A 21,365-nucleotide genomic window follows, 5' to 3' on the forward strand; every position below is an offset into this window, starting at 1 on the left:
GAGAGTCGAGAGGTTTGCCGAATCCGGGAAAGGTGTTAGATTGCGCCTGCAAATGCCAGGATCGGACATCAGGAACGCCTTGAGACAAGCGACCATGGCCGCTCACCGTGAGCTTGATGAGCATCCGGTGGTTCAGGCGATGGTCAATGGAAACGTGACGCGAAGCCAGTTTGAGATCCTTTTGAAGGAGTATGCTGGATGGTTCTCCGCTTGGGAGCCATCGGTGGCAACGCTCCATCCAGAGGTGGTCGCTGAATTGGGGGAATTTCGTTTCGAGAAATCCCTGTGGCTGGCCGAGGATTTGGAGCGGCTGGGAGTCGATGTGCCTGCGGCGGCACAGGAGATCCGAGCGGCAGAAGATGGCGCGCGCTTGGCGGGAGAGCTTTACGTGATCGAAGGTTCGACGCTGGGCGGAGCCGCGATGATGCGATCGGGTAAAGGATTCCCTAGTGGAGCGAATCGCTTTTACGAAGGATATGGCGCGCGAACGGGCGAAGCCTGGATGGCGATGGTGGCGTGGCTTGATGGCCACGTCTCGGGGGGCGCAGAAGTCGACCGAGCTTGCGCTGCCGCAGTGGAAACTTTCGCTGTATTCCGAGGGTTTCTCGACCGCGCCGCCGGGGCCTGATCGATGAGATCGGGCTGGGGGGTATGGGAGCGGCGGAGTTGAAAACATGGACAGGCGACGGAGAGAAATCAGTCCGGCAGGCGAGCCTCTTGTGGGAGGCGCTCTGCTGGAACCGCGCTCGATCCTAGCCAGCGGGGGGACGATGGGAATCTCTACCTTTGGGCGAAATTCTCACGGGGCAATGGGGGGAAGAAACCGGGGGGATTCGGGGGTCAGGTGTGACCCGTGCGGCGGAACTGCCGAGGGGTGGATCCGGTCGCGGAGAGGAAGTTCCGATTGAATTGGGATACCGATTGACCGGAGCACGAAATGGCGATCTCGGCGATCGGTTGCTCGGGGTGTTCGAGGAGCATTTTCGCGGCGCATGCGCAGCGTTCCTCGCCGAGGAGACGACGGAAACTTAGACCGGTGACCAAAGTGAACTGTTCTCCCAGTCGGGCGGGAGCCATGTCGAGGTGCTTGGCAATGGAGCCGAGGTCGAGGGATTGATCGGAGTGATTTTGGATCAACCGCCAGACGACGCGGGTGGGCTTCGGCCAAGGTCCGCGGCCCATATTCACCCAGCGGATCATCGCTTGGACGAGCTGCATGAGCGAATTGCGTCGCCAATCGAGAGGTGCTTGAGGAGTGGCAATCCAGAGGACGGGGCGATCGCCGGCAGAGGTGCGAACGACCACAGGCGGTCCGTCGGCGTTTTCGAGCGCGAGGCCCGCGGCTTCGTGAGTGGCAATGGGGCGACGGGACAAATGTTCAAGGGCCGACTGGTAGTCAGGCCAGGCAGGATGGGACATCAGGTCCACCTGGGCCAATCTTGCCGAGGGTTGGTGGATCATGGACTCAGGGTGCTTGGGTTGGATCACGGTGAGGTGGGGTAGGTAGGTGAGGAAAGAGCAAAAGAGAATTTACTGGGCGACGGGATGGGGGGTTCCCCAGGTGCCGGTGAAAAAGGTGTCGGCGAGGCGGCGACGTTGATCGGGCTGCTGATCGCGTTCGACGGTATCGGCCCGATCGGGTCCGGGGGCGGTTTCGAGGTAACCGAGTGCGAGAGCTGTCAACGGTTCGTAATCGTCTGGGATTTCGAAGCTTTGCCGAATTTTCTCGGGGTCGATGCCAGCCATCTGGTGGACGAAGAATCCGTGCGCGGTGGCCTGGAAGGTCAAGTGCGCGGCGGCAGCACCGAGATCGTGGGCGGCATGGCGGTTGGGTTTGCCATTGCGAGCGAAGTGAGTGCGATAGCAGGCCAGAAGCAGGACGGGGCAGTGTTGGGCCCAAGCTTGGTTGGCCTCGACGAGGCAGCTCAGGGCTCGGCGATAGGTTTCTTCGTCTTCTTTGCGGGCAACGATGTAGGCCCACGGTTGCTCATTGTAGGAAGAGGGGGCCCACCGAGCCGCTTCGAAGACCGACCGCAGGATTTCGGGGCTAATCGGCCGGTCGGAAAAGGTCGACGGACTCCACCGCTCACGAAGGAGCGGAAGGATTTCCGCTTCGGGATCGGCATGAGGGGTCGTGGCTTCCGGCTGGACGGGATTCATAACTGCTTCATTCGCAAGCAACGTTCCAGAAGCTCCAACGGATTCCCGAACACTTAAAATCATGGGTTTACGCACAATTTCGCGGTCAGGAGCGCGGGGGAAGCAGGTTGCGCTTCGCATCTTTCCGCGGACAATGGGTGCAAATTGCATCCAGCCTACCGAAATGGCGCGGCGTTCGTGCCGTTCTGCACGAATTGCGTTAGGAAGGGAGAAGCGCGGCGGGGATTTCCCGCACCTTCGTGCCCAGAGGAACGAAAACCCGGTCACCGGGAGTCGGTGTGATTGGATGGGTGCCGGTGAAGGAGCCGAATCCGGGCAGGATCAGGCACTGATGATGAAGGAAGAAGCAAGCGAGGCGGGAGGACCGACGGGGAGAATCGGGCAGGCGGATGGAGGGGTGCCAATGACCGGCGATGGCGGGCTGATCGGGGCGGATGGATTCGGGATGATGACGGATAAGCAGGGGGCCGAGGGTGAGTTCGGGAACACTCGGGCAGGGGATGCGGTGGAGCCCAGCGCGTTGGTCGTGATTTCCGGCTACGAGTAAGACCGTGGCGGGGCAGTCTTCCATCCACTGAGCGAGGGTGTCTGGGAGGTCGTGGCGGAGAGCTTCGGGGGCATGGACGAGATCACCAGCGACGATGATGCGTGAGGCGTGGGTACGCTCGGCAAGGAGGGTGAGGCGTTGGAGGTCCGCGGCCGTTTCCCCCTCGGGGATGGGAATGCCCCGGGCGCGGAAGGTGGCGGATTTGCCAAGGTGGAGGTCGGCGACGAGGAGGTCGCGAGTTTCAGGGACGAATACGGCGAGATCGGGGAGAAGTTCGAGGTCGATACCGGCGAGGTGAAGGTGCATGGGGGTGTTCACGACTGGGAGGCTTCTTGCTCGAGGCGAGCCAGCATGGCTTCGAGGCGGGTGTGGGCATCTCCTGCCGGAAGGTGGGCGGAAAGTTGATCGGCCCAGAGGGGAAATGCCATGGGGGTGAGGCGTTCGGTTTCGATGAGGTGGAGGGGGCGCTGGGCGAGGTGATCGAGGGTGGCCTTGAGGCGAGTCCATTCGAGCTGTCGTTCCAAGATTTCGCGACGCGCTTGGTCGAGGAGGAGGTTGTCGGGATCGTAGCGGGTGAAGACCTCGAAGAGGAGGGAAGAGGAGACTTGAAGGTCGCGATGGCTGCGTCGTTTTCCGGGGAGGTCAGGAGCGAGGAGCCCGGCGACGCGGGCGATTTCTCGAAATTGGCGCCGCGCCATTTCTGCTGAGTTCATGGCGGAGAGGAGGTCGTCGAGGAGATCCTGCGGGCTGAGGAGGGATCGGATGAGGGCCTCCGACAAGGAGAGGCCACGCACGGCCATGAGAGAAAAGCCGTAGTCATTTTGAGTCAGGTCGACCGATTCACCGATGTCGCGGCTGAGGCGGGCGGCGGCGAGGGTGGCGAGGCCTTCGTGAACGAGGCGCCCGGCGAAGGGGTAGATAAAGAGGTGCTCTCCCTCGCGAGTGCGAGTGAACTCGACGACCAGTTGGTCTCGGCCGGGAAGAACGGACCAGCGGCGCTGCACATCGAGGATGGGCTGAACGGCACGGTGTTCGGGGGCGGGCGATGGCGGATGATGAAGCCGCCGGGCGATGGCGCTGGCGAGTTCATTGGAAAGGGGCGATTTGCCTCCGTTCCAGGTGGCGACCTGTCCACGATGTTTTTTGGTGGAGGCGCGGACGGTGGCTTGGAGCTGATGGAAACGGACGAGCTCAAGTTGTCGCCCGGCGAAGACGAAGACCTGTCCGGGCCGGATGCGGCTAATAAAGCTTTCTTCGACGGTGCCAAGGGATTTGCCGGAGGCGAAGCGCAGGGTGATGGCGGGATCGCTGGTGATCGTGCCGATGTTCATCCGGTGGAGTCGGGCGGCTGCGGCATCGTCGAAGTGGAGGAGGCCGTCGTTGCCCTGGTGGGCTTTGCGGTATTGGGGATAGGCTTGGAGCGCATGACCGCCGGAGGTGATGAAGCCCACCAACCACTGCCAGCTGGTGGAGTCGAGATCGCGGAAGGCCCGAGTGGTGCGGAATTCCTGAAGGAGCTCGGCGGGGTCATCGGGTTGGCCAAGGAGGCAGGTCAAGGTGTGCTGGACGAGAACATCGAGCGGTTGGTGCAGGGGGATGCGTGCTTCGATTTCGCGAGCCTCCCAGCCATCGCGCGCAGCGGCAAATTCGATGAGTTCGAGGGCATGGGTGGGAACTCCGAGAATGCGGCTTTTGGCACCCGGTTGGTGGCCGGAGCGCCCGGCACGTTGCGCCAATCGGGCAATCCCTTTGGGACTGCCAACCTGAATGACCTGATCGACGGGCGCAAAGTCGACGCCAAGATCGAGGGAAGAAGTGCAGACGACGCAGCGCAGGCTGCCGTCCTTGAGACCGGCTTCGACGCGTTGACGTTCTTCGCGATCCAGTGAGCCATGGTGCATGGCGATCTGCCCATGGAGATCGGGCAGGGCAGCCAGGATTTCCTGAAACCACAGCTCGGTCTGCGAGCGGGTGTTGGTGAAAAGCAGGGTGGTGCGGGCTTGGAGGATCCGGCGGGCAACCGGTCCTGCCATGCGCGTGCCGAGGTGGCCGGCCCAGGGAAATCGCTCGATGTCCTGAGGAATCAAGGTCTCGATTTCGAGGGGCTTGATGACCGGGGCAGTCAGCGTGACCCCCTCAGGATGGCGGTTTCCGAGCAGGGCCTCGCGAGCCTGGTCGAGGTTGCCGAGGGTGGCGGATAGGCCCCAAGTCCGAAGCTCAGGAAACCACCGGCGGAGTCGTGCCAGGGCGAGCTCGGTTTGGACACCGCGTTTCGACCCCAACAGCTCGTGCCATTCATCGAGAACGACGGTGGTGAGTCCGGCCAGACGACGGCGGAAGTCGGGCTGACTGATCATCAACGACAGGCTTTCTGGCGTGGTGATCAGGGCAAAAGGGAGTCGCTCCCGGAGCTTGGCGCGGCGGTAGGCGGAGGTGTCGCCCGTTCGGGCGGCAATTTCCCAAGGCAAGCCTAGATGCTGGATGGGTTCGGCGAGCGCTTGCAGAGTGTCGGCCGCGAGTGCCCTCAGGGGGGTGATCCACAGCAGCCTGCAAGGAGCAGGGCGATCGTGGGGCAGATCGCGCATGGCCTCGTCGAGCGGACCCAGCCAGGCGGCGAGGGTTTTACCAAAGCCGGTGGGTGCATGAATGAGCCCGCTTCGACCCTCGGCATGGGCCTTCCAGGCGGCGCGTTGGAAACCCTGAGGCTGTCCCCGCTGATCGGCGAACCAGGCGGCGAGTGGCGGGGTGAGGGAATGCGAATGGCAGGCAGGCACCGGTCCTTAGCCATCGCGGTGAATGGGGAGGATTTCCAGCGGGAATCTCTCCGCGGGCTTGCAGCGGGGCTCCCGCGCGCGGATAGGAGCGGCATGATCGGATGGAAAACGGTGGCGATGTTGGCGGTCTCCAATATTTTCATGACCTTCGCTTGGTACGGCCACTTGAAGGACCTGAAGGACAAACCCTTGATGGTGGCGGTGCTGGCATCCTGGGGAATCGCGTTTTTTGAGTATCTGGTGCAGGTCCCGGCCAATCGATTGGGTCATCAGGTGTTCTCTCTGGGACAATTGAAAATCCTCCAAGAGGTCATTACCCTGTCGGTTTTCATCCCCTTTGCGGTGATCTTTATGAAGGAAAAGCTGACTTGGAACTACCTCGGTGCCTGCTGTTGTTTGGCGGGAGCGGTTTTTTTCATGTTCCGGAAGTGAGTTGGCACTGAAACTTCATCCCCAAGGAATCGTATCTTCTCTGACATGAGCTTCACGCGCCTGACACTCTCACTTCTCGCCCTGTCGTCGATCGTCCACGCGGGCGATACCTGGATCTCGCTATTCAATGGCAAGGATCTCAGCGGCTGGATCCCGAAAATCACCAAACACCCGCTTGGGGAAAACGCCCTCGATACCTTCCGTGTCGAGGATGGCATCCTCAAGGTCAGCTACGACCAATATGACGGGAAATTCGACGGTCAGTTCGGCCACCTCTACTCCGAGCTGTCCTACTCGCACTACGTGTTGCGACTGGAATATCGATTCCATGGCGATCCGCTGCCGGACACGCCGGGCTACGCGGTGCTGAACAGCGGGGTGATGTTCCATACCCAACCGCCTTCCAGTCTGGGGCTCGATCAACCTTTCCCCATCAGTCTGGAATTCCAGTTTCTGGCTGATGAAGGAAAGGGTCCGCGAGCGACCGCCAACTTGTGCACGCCAGGCACCAATGTTTGGAAAGACGGGAAGTTGTTCACCGATCACATCCTGGGCTCCTCGGCCCCGACCTTTCCGGCGGAAGAATGGGTGAAGGTGGAGCTGGAGGTCCACGGATCCAAGGAGGCGATCCACCGCGTCAATGGTAAGGAGGTGCTCCGCTACCAAACTCTGGAGCTCGATCCGCAGGGCCAAGTGGGAGCGACGGCTCCCTTGTTCCGCCTTGGCGCGACCAAGGAATTGGCCTACGGGCACATCGCTCTCCAAGCCGAAGGCCACGAGGTGTGGTTCCGGAATATCGAAATCAAGCCGATCGAACCCTCCGAGGATCGGTGAACCTCGCAGGTTCCTAACCGGGTGCTCAACGGAGCATCCGGGCGGCCTTGAGCACCGATTCAGCCAGCATGTCGACTTCCTCTTCAGTGTTGTAAGCGGCAAATGATGCCCGCGTGGTCCCCGTGATCCCAAAGCGAGCCATGAGGGGCTGACAGCAATGGTGCCCGGTGCGAACGGCCACGCCCATTTGGTCGATCAGGGTTCCAAGATCGTAGTGGTGAACCCCATGGATCGCGAACGAGAGTGCCCCACAACGGTCCTCGGGGCCGAAAAGTCGAATGCCCTCAATGGCGGAGAGTTGGGTAGCGGCCCGGCGGATCAAATCGTCTTCATGGGCGTGCAAGGCTTCGAGCCCGATTTCCTGAATCCACTCGAGGGCTGCCGCTAGGGCAATCGCCCCTTCAATATTGGGGGTGCCAGCTTCGTATTTGAACGGCGGATCGTTGTAGGTCGTGCCCTCGAAGCGCACCTCCTTGATCATTTCCCCACCACCGCGCCAAGGGGGCAGAGACTCCAGCCATTCCCGGCGACCCCACAGGACGCCGATGCCAGTGGGGGCATAAGTCTTGTGGCCGGAAAAGGCGAGGAAGTCGGCTCCGAGTGCCGCCACGTCGATCGCGAAATGGGGGGCTGCTTGCGCGGCATCAATTACCGTGAACGCTCCAACCTGCCGTGCAGCGGCGATCATTTCCACGATGGGATGCACGGTGCCAAAGGCATTCGAAACCCAACCGATCGCGAGCACCCGAGTTCGTTCCGAAAGCAACTGGCGGAAGGCCTCCTGGTCGAGCACGCCGGCATCATCGCAGGGGATCACCTTGAGCACGGCTCCGGTGCGTTCGCAGAGCAACTGCCAAGGCACGATGTTCGAATGATGCTCCAGAGTGGAAATGAGAATCTCATCACCCTCGTGGACAGGCAGAATGTTGGCGACAAGATTGAGCCCGTCCGTCGTTCCCGCGGTGAAAATGACCTCGTCCGGGGACGTGGCGCCAAGATGCCGGGCAACCGTCACCCGGGCCTCTTCGTGGGCTGCAGTGGCAGCGCGGGCAAGATGGTGGGTGCCGCGATGAATGTTCGCGTTCAGGGACTCATAGTATCCTCGAGAGGCGTCGAGCACGCGACGTGGTTTTTGGGTCGTCGCGGCGTTGTCGAGGTAGACGAGAGGGCGCCCGTTCACCTCGGTGGCGAGGATTGGGAACTCGGCGCGAATGCGGGCAAGATCAAGGGACATGGTGGGCCTCAGGATTTCGGAAGGTGGTCGGTGCAGAATTCGGTGCCGTCTTCTTGGGTGCGGAAGTCGAGTGCCGGGTCGTCGTGTTCGGTTCGCCCGCACACCGAGCAGTGATGGAAGGCTTGCTCCTTCGGCGTGGAGGCGCGTTGGAAGTTCTTCCGGCGGGTGGAGGCTTGTCCGAGGGTTTTGCGACGGTGGATCACCGAGGGGGCGACCCAGATCAAGTAGGGAAGGGTGACTCCAAACAGCAATGGGAAGGTCAGGGGACTCATGACCGTTCCCAACAGAAGGGCTCCAAATCCGAACCAGGCGAGGATGCGGACCTCCACCGGAATCATGAAAAACAAAAGAAATTGAACCTTGGGGAAATAGGTGGCGAAGGCGAAGAAAACTGAGAGATAGAGGAATCTTCCCGCCCCTCCCGGCGCCATCATCTGGTTCGGCAAAAACCACAGACCCAAGGCCAGGCTGATCCACGACACCAATAGGTAAAGCGTCACCCGCGCAGGGGGCCAAATGGCCTGCATGTGATCATCGATCATGAACGCGATGCGCACCGCAAAGTAGAAAAAGAGCGCACCGAAGGCGGTGAAATCAAATCCCGGGTCAAAAATGAAGGTAACGAGCCGCCACCATTCGCCGTGAAGGATCGCTTGGCGATCAAACGCGATCCATTCCCCGACGTGCGGATTGGCGAATTGGGAAGCAAACACGATCGCTCCCAGCAGGGTGATCCACTTGAACAACCCAGGGAAAGCGAGCCAGTGGAGACGGGTTTCAAGGCGATCGAGCCAACGCATGCCCGGAGCATCCGGTGATGCTGCTCAAGGGCAAGGGAAATAGGCAGTGGCCCGCCATCCTCAGGACTTCCCACCTGCGTCTGCAAAAGAAAGCCGCCCCCTTTTCAGGGAGCGGCTTGAGAAAAGTTCCGGTGGTTTCCCGGGTCTTACATTCCCGGAAGTTCGATGAAGCCTTCCAGCTTCCGAATCCGGGTGGGGTGGCGCATCTTCCGCAGGGCCTTTGCCTCAATCTGCCGGATCCGCTCCCGGGTGACCTGGAATTGGCGGCCGACTTCCTCCAGCGTGCGACTGTAGCCGTCCTTGAGGCCAAAGCGTTGCTCCAGCACCTCGCGCTCGCGCTCAGTGAGGGTGTCGAGCACGTCCTTGATCTTTTCCTTGAGCATCGCGAAGCCGGCTTCCTCCATCGGGTTTTCCGCCGCCTTGTCCTCAATGAAGTCCCCGAAGGAGGTGTCGTCCGAATCACCGACCGGTGCCTGAAGCGAGATCGGCTGTTGGGCCATCTTGAGCACCGCGCGAACCCGCTCGACCGGAAGGTGAATTTCCTCGGCGATTTCTTCGGGTGAAGGCTCACGACCGTATTCCTGGACGAGCTGCTTCTGCACGCGCATCAGCTTGTTGATCGTCTCGATCATGTGCACCGGAATCCGGATCGTCCGTGCTTGGTCCGCGATCGAGCGAGTGATCGCCTGGCGGATCCACCACGTGGCATAGGTCGAGAATTTGTAACCTCGGCGGTACTCGAATTTCTCGACTGCCTTCATCAGGCCCATGTTGCCCTCCTGAATGAGGTCGAGGAAGGAAAGGCCCCGGTTGGTGTATTTCTTGGCGATGGAAATCACCAGACGCAGGTTCGCTTCGACCATTTCAGTCTTCGCCTTGAGGGCTTCCTTGAGCCAGTGGCGGAGTTGTTTGTTGGTCGCTTCGAAATCTTCCAGCACGTGCCAGCAGTTCTGCTGCAACTCGCGCATTTTGGTGTCGAATTCCTTGTCGTTCGGATCCGCCTGAAGTTTGCGGCCGTACTTCCAGAACTTCTGCTGGTAGTCCTCGACTTGCTCACAGAAGTCTTCGGTGACCTTCTGCTTGTAGTAGAATCGCGTGTAGGTGCGGTGCAGAGTCTGCAGGTTCTTGGCGAATTGGTCCTCGAGCTTCTTTTTACCCCGTGGAGCCTTCGTTTGCAGCTGGCGGAAAATGCCGTCGTTCTCTTCGTGCAGTTGCTTGAGCTGATCGCAGAGCTTGGGGAGCGTTTTCATGTAGCGCTCGCGGGACTCGATCTTCTTGTCGAGGATCACGCGGTCGAAGCGCTCTTTGCCCTTGGTCAATTTGTCGGCCAGTTCGAGGTAGCTCTCGGCGACAAACCCAAAGAGGTGAAGCTGTTTGGCCACTTCGATTTCGGCATCTTCGATGCGCTTGGAAATCTCAACTTCCTGCTCGCGGGTCAGCAGCGGGACTTGCCCCATCTGCTTGAGATACATCCGGACCGGGTCGTCGAGAATATCGAGTTTCTGGTCCTTGGTCTCCGGCTCGTCGTCCTCGGAATCGCGGCGCTTGTCCTTGAATCGATCGACCTCGGAGGCGTCGATGATGTCGAACTCCATGTCGCGGAGCTGCTGCATGATCGCCTCGACATCGGATGGATCGACGAGGTCGTTCGGCAGGATCTCATTGATGTCATCGTAGGTCAGGTATTCCTGCTCTTTGGCCAGCTTGATGAGCTCGCGGATCTTTTCCTGGATTTCCGGGGTGTCGATCCGGCGCTTTTCGTCTTCGGACAAAGTGGAAGCCTTCGTTTCCGCGCCCTTGGCGTCTTTGGTGCCTTTGGTGGATGGCTTCTTTTCCGCGGCCACCTTTTTGGCAGGGGCTTCTTTTTTCGCGGCAGGAGCCTTCGTGCTGGGGGCCTTTTCCTTCGGTGCGGCCTTCTTAGCTGGGGCCTTCACCTCCACTTCTTCCTCCTCAGTCGGCTTAGGGGCCGATTTTTTGGCAGCTGGTTTGGTGGCCTTGGCGGCTTCCTTCTTGGCCGGAGCCTTGGAAGCGGCGCTTGGCTTGGCGGTTTTGGCTGTCTTGGCAGCCTTCTTCGCGGGAGATTTCTTCGAGGACATGAGCGGGACGCGTGCGAGATGAGGATAGACCTCACCTATTAGCTGGGCGGACCGGCTAGAGCCGAAACGCGCGCGGACCATTGTTGCGCTCGCGGGAGCCGTCAAGATTTTCTTTTGTCGCGAAAATCCTTGGAATCTGGGGGCCCGCGCCGGGGTGGGCGACGCGAGCTCGGTCCGAACCGGTCATTTCGCACCGCCCGTGCGGGGAGACTGCTTAAAAGTTCGGCAATTTCCTTTGCTCGCTGGAGCAGAGCGAGTTGCTCTTCCATGGGTAAGGTCGGCTCACCCAGGCGGGTTTTGATTTCGGAGTCCTCGCGCTCCAGTGCCAGGGCCGAGGCATCCGCCAGTGTGATCTCCGCCGAAGCCACGGGATCTTCAGGCAATGGATCGGAAAACGATGGCTCCGATCGCAATGCGCGTTGCTGAGGTTCGGGCAGCCCTCCCAAAAAGCTGTTGATCGAGGCGGGCGATTCAGGATCGGGCCGCCCGGTTAGGATCGTTTGGAGAATCGCGACACCCTCCAAATAACGCGCCAATTCATGCAGGGTCTCAAATTGTTCCCCCAACCAGTCTCGCGCCGTCGCCGATCCCAGAGCCAGCGAACACAAGGTGCCGATCCGACGATCGAGCGGGGCAGGGGGGGGGGCTTCTACCGGGGCAGGGGAGTCCGAGGGGCGTTCCGGGCGGGCATAGCTCGGCTTCCGGCCAGCCCGGCGAACCGCCTCTCGCAATTCCGGCGCACCCGTCCGCAGGCGAGTCGCGATGTGATTGAGCAAAGCATCTCGCGCCACCAGATCCGGCACCTCCGCCAGCATGGAGGCGCACTCCGTGGCAACCTCCGCCCGTTGCTGAGGATCGTTCAGTTTGCCATCACCTTGGGCACGATCGATGAAGAAATCGAAGAAGTCCTGGGAGCGCTCAATGAGATCCCGAAAGGCATCCGTCCCATTCTTCTGCATGTATGAATCCGGGTCTTCTCCCTTGGGCATTCGCACTGCACGCACCGCCAGACCTTCCTTCGCCAACTCACGAAATGCCCGCACCGAACCGGTGAAGCCCGCATTGTCCGAATCGTAGCACAGGACCGCAGCCTTGGTGTAGCGCCGCAGTCGTTTCGCGTGCTCGGCGGTAAAGGCCGTCCCCAGACCGGCGATCGCATGCTCCAGTCCCGCCTCATGGCATGCCACCGCGTCCATCTGGCCTTCACAGATCAACGCCGCCTTCTGCTCCAGAATGGCTTTCCTTGCCCGGTCGAGGGCGAAGAGCACCTGCGACTTCTTGAAGAGGGCCGTTTCGGGTGAATTGATGTATTTTCCACTGCGCGGATCCTCCCGCAGCTGCCGACCCGAAAAGGCAATCACGTCGCCGTGGTCATTCCGCACAGGAAACATCAGGCGATCCCGGAAACGCAAATACAGCCCTCCACTTTCCCGTTGCAGGGCCAATCCGGAATCCACCAATTCCCGCCCCCGCAAACCCTTGTCACGGGCCCAGTCGAGAAAAACCTTGGACGCATCCGGGGCCCAACCGACCTCCCAGCGCTCGGCCATCTCTTTGCCAAAACCCCGCGACTTCAAATACTCGCGCGCGTGCGCGGCCGCAGGCGATCGCAAAAGCAAACTGTGGAAGAACCTCGAAGCTTCACGGTGGAGATCCAGCAACTGCCCCCGTTGTCGGCGCTCGCGCTCTTCTCGTGGATCCAGCGTCCGCTCTTCCACTTCAATCCCGACCCGTTGGGCCAGCTTGCGCACCGCATCGGTAAAAGTGAGATTCTCCAACTCCCGCACGAAGTGGATCGCATCGCCGCTCTTCTTGCAGCCAAAGCAGTGGAAAAATTGCTTCGATGGATCGATCGAAAAGGACGGCGTCTTTTCGTTGTGAAACGGGCACAGCGCTTGGAATCGCGTCCCCGCCCGTTTCACCGGGATGTACGAGCTGATCAGGTCCACGATGTCAGTCGCGGCCAGCACTTGCTCGACGGTTTCCCGGGAAATTTGGGGCACGGGAAAGGGTGTAGAACGCACCGCCCACTTTCCAAGGTCAAAGCCCACTCAACCCCGCTTCCAGGTCATGGAAGATTTTCATTCCAGAGACCCCTCAAACAGGAAACCATTCTTGTATGCAAGGGGCTTTGCCGATTTCCCTGCTAGAGCCGAAAAAGTGGCACAAACCCCCATTTTCCAAGCTTTCTAGGTATCTTCCCCCTCGCCAATTGGCATCCGATTCGCTCCCTTGCCTCCCAACATGGTCATCGACGTCGATCTTCTCGCCCGTATTTGCAAAGCCCCCGGAGCCCCAGGATTTGAAAAGGAAATCCGTGAACTCGTCCTCGCCGAACTCGAAGGACTCGCCGACGAAGTCCGCGTCGACAACATGGGCAACGTCATCGCCCTGAAAAAGGGCAAGTCCTCGGAAAAAACCGCCATGGCCGCCGCCCACATGGACGAGATCGGCTTCATCGTCACCCACATCGATGACAAGGGCTTTGTCCGATTCAACCCCGTTGGCGGTTTCGATCCCAAGACCCTCACCGCTCAACGCGTCCTCATCCATGGTAAGAAGGACGTCCTCGGCGTGCTCGGCTCCAAGCCAATCCACATCATGTCGCCCGAAGAGCGCGGCAAAAACATGAAGATCTCCGACTACTTCATCGACACCGGCATGTCGGCCGAGGCGCTGAAGGAAATCGTCTCTGTGGGAGACTTTGTCACCCGCTGCGCCGAACTTCAGGAACTTGGCGATTGCGTCACCTGCAAGTCACTCGACAACCGCGTGTCGGTCTTCGTGCTCCTCGAAGCCCTGCGCAGCCTGAAAGAATCCGACCGCACTCCGGCTTACGATTTCTACGCCGCCTTCACCGTGCAGGAAGAAGTCGGCATTCGCGGTGCCAACGTGGCGGCCCTCGAAGCCAAGCCGACCTTCGGATTCGGCCTTGATACCACCATCGCTTACGACGTTCCCGGATCAACTCCGCAAGAGCGCTGCACCGCCTTGGGTGAAGGTGCCGGCATCAAGCTCATGGACTCCTCCGTCATCTGTGATTACCGCATGGTGGCCTTCATGAAACAGACCGCCGACCGCCACCAGATCTCCTGGCAGCCGGAAATCCTCGGAGCTGGCGGCACCGATACCGCCGGCCTCCAACGCATGGTCCCTGGCGGCTCCATCGCAGGCGCAGTTTCCATCCCCACCCGCCACATCCACCAATCCATCGAAACCTGCTCGAAGGCCGACGTCCGCGCTTGCATCGACCTCCTGGCCGCTTGCTTGTGCGACCTCGATCAGGGCGATTGGAAATTCTGAGCCACTTCTCCAAAGAGAAAGGCCCTCTGAGGCGTTTCTCGCCCATCGTTCTCCAAAAACCTGAAAATCAGCCGTCGTTCACCTCGTGTGGGCGGCGGCTTTTGGTGTTGAGTCCCTTGATTCACGGCCTCCTCGGCTCGTCCTCGCTCTCGCCACGCCGACTTCTTTGAAGGGGTCCTTCCGATCCGCCATCCATCTCTGATTTATCCCTGATTTTTAAGGGTTCTCAGGGACTTTACCACCCTGACCCCTTGAACTCCGCATTTTTTCCTGCCGGCTTGGCAGAGGAGGCCAATTTCCCCCTCTCCAATCGGTAAAATGTCAAAATATCACCGAGTGATCGCTCAAGCTCTCCCGCTCCAAGGCTTTGATTTTCCGAATTTTAGAACCAGAGGTATCAAACTACGGAAATTTTTAAATTCGTGGAACGTGCTGAAGGTCAAGGGGTCGACATGTCCCTGGAACTAACATTTTAAAAAACCGACGGATTCCCCTCGGATGGCCCCTCTCTTGGGAAAAAGGCGCCCCCTATCTTGGGGTCCGTAGGATTTTTTGAAGCCGCCTGAAACCCTTGAAAATTCTCGCCTCCCGCCGACCTCGGCCTCAAGTCAAGGAGCAGATCGAGGGTAAACGATACCATATCTAGTGGTGTGAATAATTTGTGGATACCATATGGGCAAAATGACCTTGTCTCAAAGCCACCATTTCAGGCAATCTCCACCACGCTGCGCGCGCGCCGCCCGGGCAGGCCGCCCATCACCACAGCGATCCCTGCAACACCCGCTAAACCACCGATTTCCGCCTTCTTTCACCCAACATGTCCGCCACCACCACCATCACCGTCGGGAACCGCACCTTCGTGCTCGATCGCGATAAAGCCGAGCAGGCTTTCCAGGCCAAAAAGGTCATCAACGGCAAGGACACGATGTTTTTCAACATCCTCCCGCTCAAATACCAGTGGGCCTACGATCTCTACAAGACGATGAAGGCCAACCATTGGGAGCCCGAGGATATCCCGATGCAAAAGGACGTCGAGCAGTGGCGATCCGATGAAATCGACGAAGTCGAACGGTGGATCATCAAAATGGGCATCGGATACTTCTCCGCAGCCGAAGGCATCGTCGGCGATAACATCCTCCACGTCGTGCGCGAGGTGGTCACCGCGCCCGAGCTGAAGCTCGTCCTCGGTCGCCACGCTCACGAGGAAAACATCCATGCTGACTCGCTGGTTTACATGCTCAGCTCCATCGGCCTCAACCCCCACGAGTGTGAGGCGATGTTCGAAGATGTTCCTTCCATCAAGGCCAAGAACCACTTCGTCGTCTCCAACTCCCGCAGCCTGCGCCGCGACATCGACCTCACCGTCACCGCCAACAAGCAGGCCCTGGCCAAGAACATCTTCATGTTCGGCCAGGTCATGGAAGGAACCCAGTTCTACGGCCTGTTCGGCATGATCCTCAGCCTCTATCGCCAGAACAAATTCCCCGGCATCGGCCAGATGTTCCGATACACCCTGCGCGATGAGTCGAATCACATCGAAGTCTTCCGCAACCTGCTCATGGACCTCGTCGATGAAAACCCGGACATTTGGACCGACGAGTTCCGCGAGGACCTTCGCGCCACCATGGCCGAAGGCATTCGCTTGGAGAAAGAATTCATCCGCGACTGCCTGCCGGTTTCCGCCATCGGCCTCAATGCCGGCGAATTTGAGCAGTACATCGACTACATCGCCAATCGCCGTCTCGAATCCTGCGGACTCGCGCCTCTCAACGAAGGTGTTTCCAATCCCTTCCCTTGGCTCGCTGAAATGATGGACATCAAAAAAGAGCAGAACTTCTTCGAAGGCCGGGTCACCGAGTATCAAAAAGCCTCCGCTCTCGGCGACGTCGATGATGATGACCTTTGATCCTCTCCCCGCCAATCCGAGGAGATCTCAGCCATGCTTCTGGGGCTTATCCGGAGCCTTCAACGACGCCAAACTCAGTCTTCCTGAAAACTGAAGACGGGCTCACCTCAGCCCACCCGTTCACCCGCTTTCTTCTCCAAATCGTCACACCGCCACCCGAGACCATGTATTCCAACCTCACCCTCGACGAAGACCTCTTGCTCAAGCAAGTCATCACCGACCGCTTTGCCAACGCTTCCGTAACTCAGGGCGAGGGCCGAAGCTTCGATTGGCGTGCCGTCCTTTCGGAAGATCGCCGCAAGCCCAATGCCGACATCGTCGTTCTCCGCGGCAACAAAGAATCCCACTTCACTCTCGAAGATGTCGCCGATGCCATCGGCCATTCCCTCACCGACCTCCTCATCGCCCGCAAACAGGCCGACGATGCCATCTTCACTGAGGAAAACCGGAAATTTGTCTCCGACGTTGCCCACGCCGTTGCCAATTCGCTGACCAAGTCCCTCGACGAAGGAGGCCGCCTCCGACTGTCCGAGGCCGACCTCTATCTCCTCATCGAAAAGGCGCTTCTCGAAAACGACGCCTACGACGTGGCCAAGTCTCTCGCATTCCGACGCTCCATGGTCCAGGGCGGCTCCATTTCCGTCGGTACTCAGCCGCACGCCTTGCCAGTCCGCCTGATCCGTCGCAATGGCAACGTCGTGCCCTGGTCCGAAACCAAGATCGAAATTGCCGTTCGCAAAGCGTTCCTCACCATCAAGGAAAACCCCGAGCCCGCTGCGGAAGTCGCCAAGTCCGTGACCGATCGCGTCCGCACCGGGGATCAGTCTTTTGTCCACATCGAGGACGTTCAGGACCTCGTCCAAGAGGAACTCATGCGTCAGGGCCACTTCAAGGCCGCGGCCCACTACATCCGCTACCGCGACGAACGCGCTCGCCTTCGCGCCGACGAAGAAACCACCTCCGAGGATCCTAACCAAGAGTTCTTCATCACCGTCATCACCGATGACGGCCAGTCGAACATGTGGGATGGCACCGAGCTCAAGAAGCGCATCGCCTTCGCCTCCATTGGCCTCGATCTCTGCATCCCCGAAGCCGAAATCGAACGTGAGCTCCGCCGCTCCATCGGCGCCGAGATCAAAGAGCGCGACCTCAAAAACACCATCATCCTCAACGCCAAGTCGCTCATCGAAAAGGATGCCGACTTCGCCAAGTTTGCCGGTCGCATCCTGCTTTCCTACATCTACGAAGAAGTCCTCGACTGGTCGATTCAGCGCGATGGCATCGAGAAGCTCAAGTTCGCCCACCAAGCGGCCTTCAAGCACTACCTCAAGCACGGCGTTGCCATCAAACGCCTCCATCCCGACCTTCTCGAAACCTACGACCTCGATCGCCTTGCCGAGGCCTTCGATCCCACTGCCGACCTCGATTTCGACTACCTCGGCATCCAGACTCTCTACGACCGCTACCTCATCGTCGACAAAACCGGCGCCAAACCGCGGCGTCTCGAAACGCCCCAGTTCTTCTGGATGCGCGTCGCCATGGGCTTATTCAAACGCGAAGAGCAGGACGCCGAATCCTGGGTCATCCGCCTCTACAACCTCTACAAGGGCCGCCGCTTCTGCTCGTCCACACCGACCCTTTTTAACTCCGGTACCCTGCATAGCCAGCTCTCCTCGTGCTACCTCTACAAGGTCGATGACTCGATCGAGAGCATCATGATTCGCGGCATCGCCGAAAACGCCTTCCTCTCGAAGTGGGCCGGTGGGCTCGGCGGATCATGGACTTCCGTCCGTGGCACCGGTGGCTACATCCAGGGCACCAATGGTGAATCTCAAGGCATCATTCCGTTCCTGAAGCTCCACAATGACCAACTCGTCGCCGTCAACCAAGGCGGCAAGCGCCGCGGCTCCGGTTGCGCCTACCTCGAAAGCTGGCACAACGACATCGAGGACTTCCTTGAGCTGCGCAAAAATACCGGTGACGACCGTCGCCGCTGCCATGACATGAACACCGCGAACTGGATTCCCGATCTGTTCATGAAACGCATGGAAGCTCGCGAGCACTGGACCCTCTTCCGCTCCAACGAAGTTCCGGACCTCCACGACCTCTACGGCAAGGCCTTCGAACAACGCTATACCGAGTACGAAGCCCTCGCCGCCGAAGGCAAAATCTGGTCCCGCCAGATGCCCGCCATCGACCTTTGGAAGGGCATGCTCAAGATGCTCTTCGAGACCGGTCATCCATGGATCACCTTCAAGGATCCCTGCAACGTCCGCTCCCCGCAGGACCACGCCGGCGTCATCCACTCGTCGAATCTCTGCACCGAGATCACCCTGAATACCTCCGATGAGGAAACGGCCGTCTGCAACCTCGGTTCTGTGGTCCTCGACACCCACGTGACCCCGAGCGGCGCGCTCGATCATGAAATGCTCAAGGAGACCATCACCGTCGCCATCCGTGCCCTCGACAACGTCATCGACATCAACTTCTACCCCACTCAGGCCGCCGCCACCGCCAACTCGCGCCACCGGCCGATCGGCATGGGCGTCATGGGTCTCCAGAATGCCCTCTACAAACGTGGCCTCTCGTTCGCCAGCGACGCTGCCGTCGAGTTCAACGACGAGTTCATGGAGGCCATCGCCTACTACGCCTACAACGCGTCGAGCGACCTCGCCGCCGAGCGTGGCACCTACACCTCCTACCAGGGTTCCAAGTGGGACCGCGGCCTGCTCCCGCAGGACACCCTCGACCTCCTCGAAAACGAGCGAGGCAAGGAACTCGACGTCCCCCGCGGCGGCAAAATGGACTGGAGCGTGGTCCGCGAAAAGATCGCTAAGCACGGCATGCGCAACTCCAACGTGCTCGCCATCGCTCCGACCGCGACCATCTCGAACATCATGGGCACCACCCCGTGCATCGAGCCGAACTACAAGAACCTCTACGTGAAGAGCAACCTGAGCGGCGACTTCATCGTCCTCAACGGCACCCTCGTCAACGACCTCAAGAAGGAAGGCCTGTGGAATCAGGAGATGCTCGACCAGCTCAAGTACTTCGACGGTGAACTCGATGCCATCGACGACATCCCGGAAGCGATCAAGCAGAAGCACAAGACCGTCTTCGGCGTCGGCTACGAGTTCATCGTCGACGCCGCCGCCCGGCGCCAGAAGTGGATCGACCAGAGCCAGAGCGTGAACCTCTTCCTCGCCCAGCCGGACATGAAGACCCTCAGCCACATGTATCGCCGCGCCTGGGACAAGGGCCTCAAAACCACCTACTACCTCCGCACGCTGCAGGCCTCCAACATCGAGAAGGCGACGATTTCCGTGAAAAAGGAAACCCGCGGCCTCGTCGGCGGCAAAAAGGAATACACCGCCGAGGAAAAGATGGCCTGCTCCATCGATGCCATGATGAACGGCGGGGAGTGCGAGGCGTGCCAGTAAGGAGAAGGAGTTTCCAACTCCTTCGATCAAGGGCGGATACTCCTGTCCGCCCTTCTTCCCCCCCGAGCTCCCTTGGTCACACGAATTGACGGCCCGGCGATGGCGAGCATCGTCCTGAACAAGAATGTCGGGCCAGCGTCGCCCAAGCTCGTCGTGATCAGCAACGCGGAGGGTTTCAGGCTGCGTTTCACCCCTCTTGGCTCGTTCCTGCCGGGCCTCGGTTCGATCCTCCTCCGTCAATGGGAATGCTCAGGAGTGGCTACCACCTGTGCGGTTTCCCGACCTTGGCTCAGAAGCTCTCATCCATCGCCCCGTGCAGGTCGCCGCGAGCCCTGATCATCACGAAGTTCAGCGTGGTCTTGATGTCGCGCAAGCGCAGTCGATCACCCGCCGACGGGCGTAGAGCGCGTGCAGTCCGTCGTAGCACCGATGATCGGTCAGTGTGGTAGCAACAGTCATCGACCTGCGTCTTCCTTGGCGGCAGTATATCCTCGAATATTACCCCGTCGCCACTGGGAGACTCGCGATCCTCTCTCGCCTCTTGCTGCGGATGGTTGCTTTCTGGACGCGCTTTGAAGTGGCAAATGTGGTCGACGGGAAGTCGGGCAGAAGGGGTTGAATATTCACAAGATGCTTACTTTACTTCAGGCGGCTTTCATTACCTAATTCTGACCGAAATACGCCTTAACGCAGCGCCATTCATGACTGCCCCCTTTGATGCTCGGTTGATGAGCAGGAGCTGGTCATGTCTTGTTGCCCGTATAGCAAGGGCTTTCGATGAGGTAGCTGCGAGAATAGAGAAACTTTGTTTTTGCGATTGACGTTTAGAAGTGCAAGTCGTGAGCTCTACTCACAATGAAATTTAAATTTCCAAGTCTTGTTCTTGCGTTTTTGGCACATGCAATTTCAATATCTCACGGACAGGCTCTAGGGGATACGGATATTGAAGGTGATTTGAATGTTCTCTTGGACTCCGCGGGGGCAAAGGGGAATTTGCGAGTTGAAGGCGTGTCTAAGCTTGCTCAAAGTCCCGCTTCTCTAAGTCAGCAAGTGAAAGATTCATTAGATCTAGCTCAAGCGGATTTTTATGGACCCGTCCAGATTGGACCTTATACTCATAGGGTTGAGCTGTTTTTTGCGAAAGAAAGCCCATCTGATGTAACTTATTTAGGGCTCCCAATAGGTTTTCTAAGTGGAGTGACGCGAGCCACCGTTCATGCAAGCGTTCTACACTGGGGGAGTGGTGAGTCGGCGTCATGGGATGTCCGAGGTTCGAGGCATGGCAGCTTGAAATGCCTTCACCATGTATCATATGGAAACGCCAGTCGTTTTAAGATTCGAGGAACAATGAGCCATGGGAATATGTTTATGCTTCTTGATTTCGATGGGGAAGGGTTGGCGGCCGATGTGACATGGATCAAAGTAACAGTGGAGTTTGAGGGTTCCAATCCCACTGGATCGGCTTTTAATGAGGGGGTATTGTCAGTGGATCCACAGTCTTATGGGAATTACACAAAAGATATTGAGATCATAAATTCTACCTCATACGGGAAAGTGCGAGGATTGCGTGGTCAAGAAGAGAGGGGTCTTCCTTTGGATATCGAAACCTCGCTTAATGCTGAGAAATTGACTATCAGCGGCCAAGTAATTCTTAAGCAAGCACAAGGAGACGTGTCAATGGGAGTTTTTGGTGATTGATTTTTTGACATTACTACTACGGATGTCAAAGGGGTCAGTCAGTGACTCAAAGGGGTCAGTAGGCATGAAAGGGCTCCGCGTTGGTAGTGCCATCCGTTACGATGGCGTGTGGAACAAACAACACCAACACGGAAAACCCAT

15 protein-coding genes are annotated in these 21,365 nt (G+C 59.1%); 7 read left to right on the forward strand and 8 right to left on the reverse strand.

What is annotated here, in order from left to right:
• Positions 1-52: 52 nt before the first annotated feature.
• Complete coding sequence (locus HNR46_RS18455) at positions 53-628, forward strand: biliverdin-producing heme oxygenase (protein WP_281375614.1); 576 nt, start codon at positions 53-55, stop codon at positions 626-628.
• 212 nt (positions 629-840) lie between these two features.
• Here HNR46_RS18455 and HNR46_RS18460 read toward each other — a convergent pair whose 3' ends face one another.
• The 4 genes from HNR46_RS18460 to HNR46_RS18475 form a co-directional block, all read right to left on the reverse strand.
• A complete protein-coding gene (locus tag HNR46_RS18460) occupies positions 841-1,461 on the reverse strand; it encodes a helix-turn-helix domain-containing protein (protein ID WP_184021650.1) in 621 nt (206 codons plus the stop codon).
• A gap of 69 nt (positions 1,462-1,530) precedes the next feature.
• Positions 1,531-2,160, reverse strand: a complete 630-nt coding sequence (locus tag HNR46_RS18465; protein WP_184021653.1) for a nitroreductase family protein — start codon at positions 2,158-2,160, stop codon at positions 1,531-1,533.
• Positions 2,161-2,359: 199 nt separating this feature from the next.
• Complete coding sequence (pdeM, locus tag HNR46_RS18470) at positions 2,360-3,013, reverse strand: ligase-associated DNA damage response endonuclease PdeM (RefSeq protein WP_184021655.1); 654 nt, start codon at positions 3,011-3,013, stop codon at positions 2,360-2,362.
• Between the two features lie 8 nt (positions 3,014-3,021).
• Positions 3,022-5,481, reverse strand: coding sequence for a ligase-associated DNA damage response DEXH box helicase (locus HNR46_RS18475; protein WP_184021658.1), 2,460 nt, complete (start codon positions 5,479-5,481; stop codon positions 3,022-3,024).
• Between the two features lie 93 nt (positions 5,482-5,574).
• Between HNR46_RS18475 and HNR46_RS18480 the strand changes: the two genes are divergently transcribed.
• Positions 5,575-5,913, forward strand: coding sequence for a DMT family protein (locus HNR46_RS18480; RefSeq protein WP_184021661.1), 339 nt, complete (start codon positions 5,575-5,577; stop codon positions 5,911-5,913).
• Between the two features lie 45 nt (positions 5,914-5,958).
• On the forward strand, positions 5,959-6,747 hold the full coding sequence (locus tag HNR46_RS18485; RefSeq protein ID WP_221285279.1) for a 3-keto-disaccharide hydrolase: 789 nt from the start codon (positions 5,959-5,961) through the stop codon (positions 6,745-6,747).
• A 25-nt stretch (positions 6,748-6,772) separates the two neighbouring features.
• Here the strand turns inward: HNR46_RS18485 and HNR46_RS18490 are convergent, their stop codons facing one another.
• From HNR46_RS18490 to dnaG, 4 genes are all read right to left on the reverse strand, one after another.
• Positions 6,773-7,981, reverse strand: coding sequence for an aminotransferase class V-fold PLP-dependent enzyme (locus HNR46_RS18490; RefSeq protein WP_184021664.1), 1,209 nt, complete (start codon positions 7,979-7,981; stop codon positions 6,773-6,775).
• A gap of 8 nt (positions 7,982-7,989) precedes the next feature.
• Positions 7,990-8,781: a rhomboid family protein gene (locus tag HNR46_RS18495; RefSeq protein ID WP_184021667.1), complete on the reverse strand. Its 792-nt coding sequence runs from the start codon at positions 8,779-8,781 to the stop codon at positions 7,990-7,992.
• A 146-nt stretch (positions 8,782-8,927) separates the two neighbouring features.
• Positions 8,928-10,877 (reverse strand): RNA polymerase sigma factor RpoD, encoded by a 1,950-nt coding sequence (gene rpoD, locus HNR46_RS21455; RefSeq protein WP_184021669.1) that lies wholly within the window; start codon positions 10,875-10,877, stop codon positions 8,928-8,930.
• A gap of 101 nt (positions 10,878-10,978) precedes the next feature.
• Positions 10,979-12,880: a DNA primase gene (gene dnaG, locus HNR46_RS18505; protein ID WP_184021672.1), complete on the reverse strand. Its 1,902-nt coding sequence runs from the start codon at positions 12,878-12,880 to the stop codon at positions 10,979-10,981.
• Positions 12,881-13,121: 241 nt separating this feature from the next.
• On the opposite strand from dnaG, the gene HNR46_RS18510 reads away from it, so the two are divergent.
• The 4 genes from HNR46_RS18510 to HNR46_RS18525 all read left to right on the forward strand — a co-directional run bounded on the left by HNR46_RS18510 (position 13,122) and on the right by HNR46_RS18525 (position 21,224).
• Positions 13,122-14,180, forward strand: a complete 1,059-nt coding sequence (locus tag HNR46_RS18510; RefSeq protein ID WP_184021675.1) for a M42 family metallopeptidase — start codon at positions 13,122-13,124, stop codon at positions 14,178-14,180.
• A gap of 817 nt (positions 14,181-14,997) precedes the next feature.
• Positions 14,998-16,086 (forward strand): ribonucleotide-diphosphate reductase subunit beta, encoded by a 1,089-nt coding sequence (locus HNR46_RS18515; RefSeq protein WP_184021678.1) that lies wholly within the window; start codon positions 14,998-15,000, stop codon positions 16,084-16,086.
• A 164-nt stretch (positions 16,087-16,250) separates the two neighbouring features.
• Positions 16,251-19,526, forward strand: coding sequence for a ribonucleoside-diphosphate reductase subunit alpha (locus tag HNR46_RS18520; protein ID WP_184021681.1), 3,276 nt, complete (start codon positions 16,251-16,253; stop codon positions 19,524-19,526).
• An 855-nt stretch (positions 19,527-20,381) separates the two neighbouring features.
• Positions 20,382-21,224, forward strand: coding sequence for a hypothetical protein (locus HNR46_RS18525; protein ID WP_184021684.1), 843 nt, complete (start codon positions 20,382-20,384; stop codon positions 21,222-21,224).
• Positions 21,225-21,365: the final 141 nt, after the last annotated feature.

Source organism: Haloferula luteola (assembly GCF_014201715.1).
Classification (GTDB): Bacteria; Verrucomicrobiota; Verrucomicrobiia; order Verrucomicrobiales; family Akkermansiaceae; genus Haloferula; species Haloferula luteola.

Bases quoted from the DNA above. Each gene is read 5' to 3' on its own strand.
- HNR46_RS18455 (WP_281375614.1), top strand. From the start codon at position 53: ATGCCAGGATCGGACATCAGGAACGCCTTGAGACAAGCGACCATGGCC.
- HNR46_RS18460 (WP_184021650.1), bottom strand. From the start codon at position 1,461: ATGATCCACCAACCCTCGGCAAGATTGGCCCAGGTGGACCTGATGTCC.
- HNR46_RS18465 (WP_184021653.1), bottom strand. From the start codon at position 2,160: ATGAATCCCGTCCAGCCGGAAGCCACGACCCCTCATGCCGATCCCGAA.
- pdeM (WP_184021655.1), bottom strand. From the start codon at position 3,013: ATGCACCTTCACCTCGCCGGTATCGACCTCGAACTTCTCCCCGATCTC.
- HNR46_RS18480 (WP_184021661.1), top strand. From the start codon at position 5,575: ATGATCGGATGGAAAACGGTGGCGATGTTGGCGGTCTCCAATATTTTC.
- HNR46_RS18485 (WP_221285279.1), top strand. From the start codon at position 5,959: ATGAGCTTCACGCGCCTGACACTCTCACTTCTCGCCCTGTCGTCGATC.
- HNR46_RS18490 (WP_184021664.1), bottom strand. From the start codon at position 7,981: ATGTCCCTTGATCTTGCCCGCATTCGCGCCGAGTTCCCAATCCTCGCC.
- HNR46_RS18495 (WP_184021667.1), bottom strand. From the start codon at position 8,781: ATGCGTTGGCTCGATCGCCTTGAAACCCGTCTCCACTGGCTCGCTTTC.
- rpoD (WP_184021669.1), bottom strand. From the start codon at position 10,877: ATGTCCTCGAAGAAATCTCCCGCGAAGAAGGCTGCCAAGACAGCCAAA.
- HNR46_RS18510 (WP_184021675.1), top strand. From the start codon at position 13,122: ATGGTCATCGACGTCGATCTTCTCGCCCGTATTTGCAAAGCCCCCGGA.
- HNR46_RS18515 (WP_184021678.1), top strand. From the start codon at position 14,998: ATGTCCGCCACCACCACCATCACCGTCGGGAACCGCACCTTCGTGCTC.
- HNR46_RS18520 (WP_184021681.1), top strand. From the start codon at position 16,251: ATGTATTCCAACCTCACCCTCGACGAAGACCTCTTGCTCAAGCAAGTC.
- HNR46_RS18525 (WP_184021684.1), top strand. From the start codon at position 20,382: ATGAAATTTAAATTTCCAAGTCTTGTTCTTGCGTTTTTGGCACATGCA.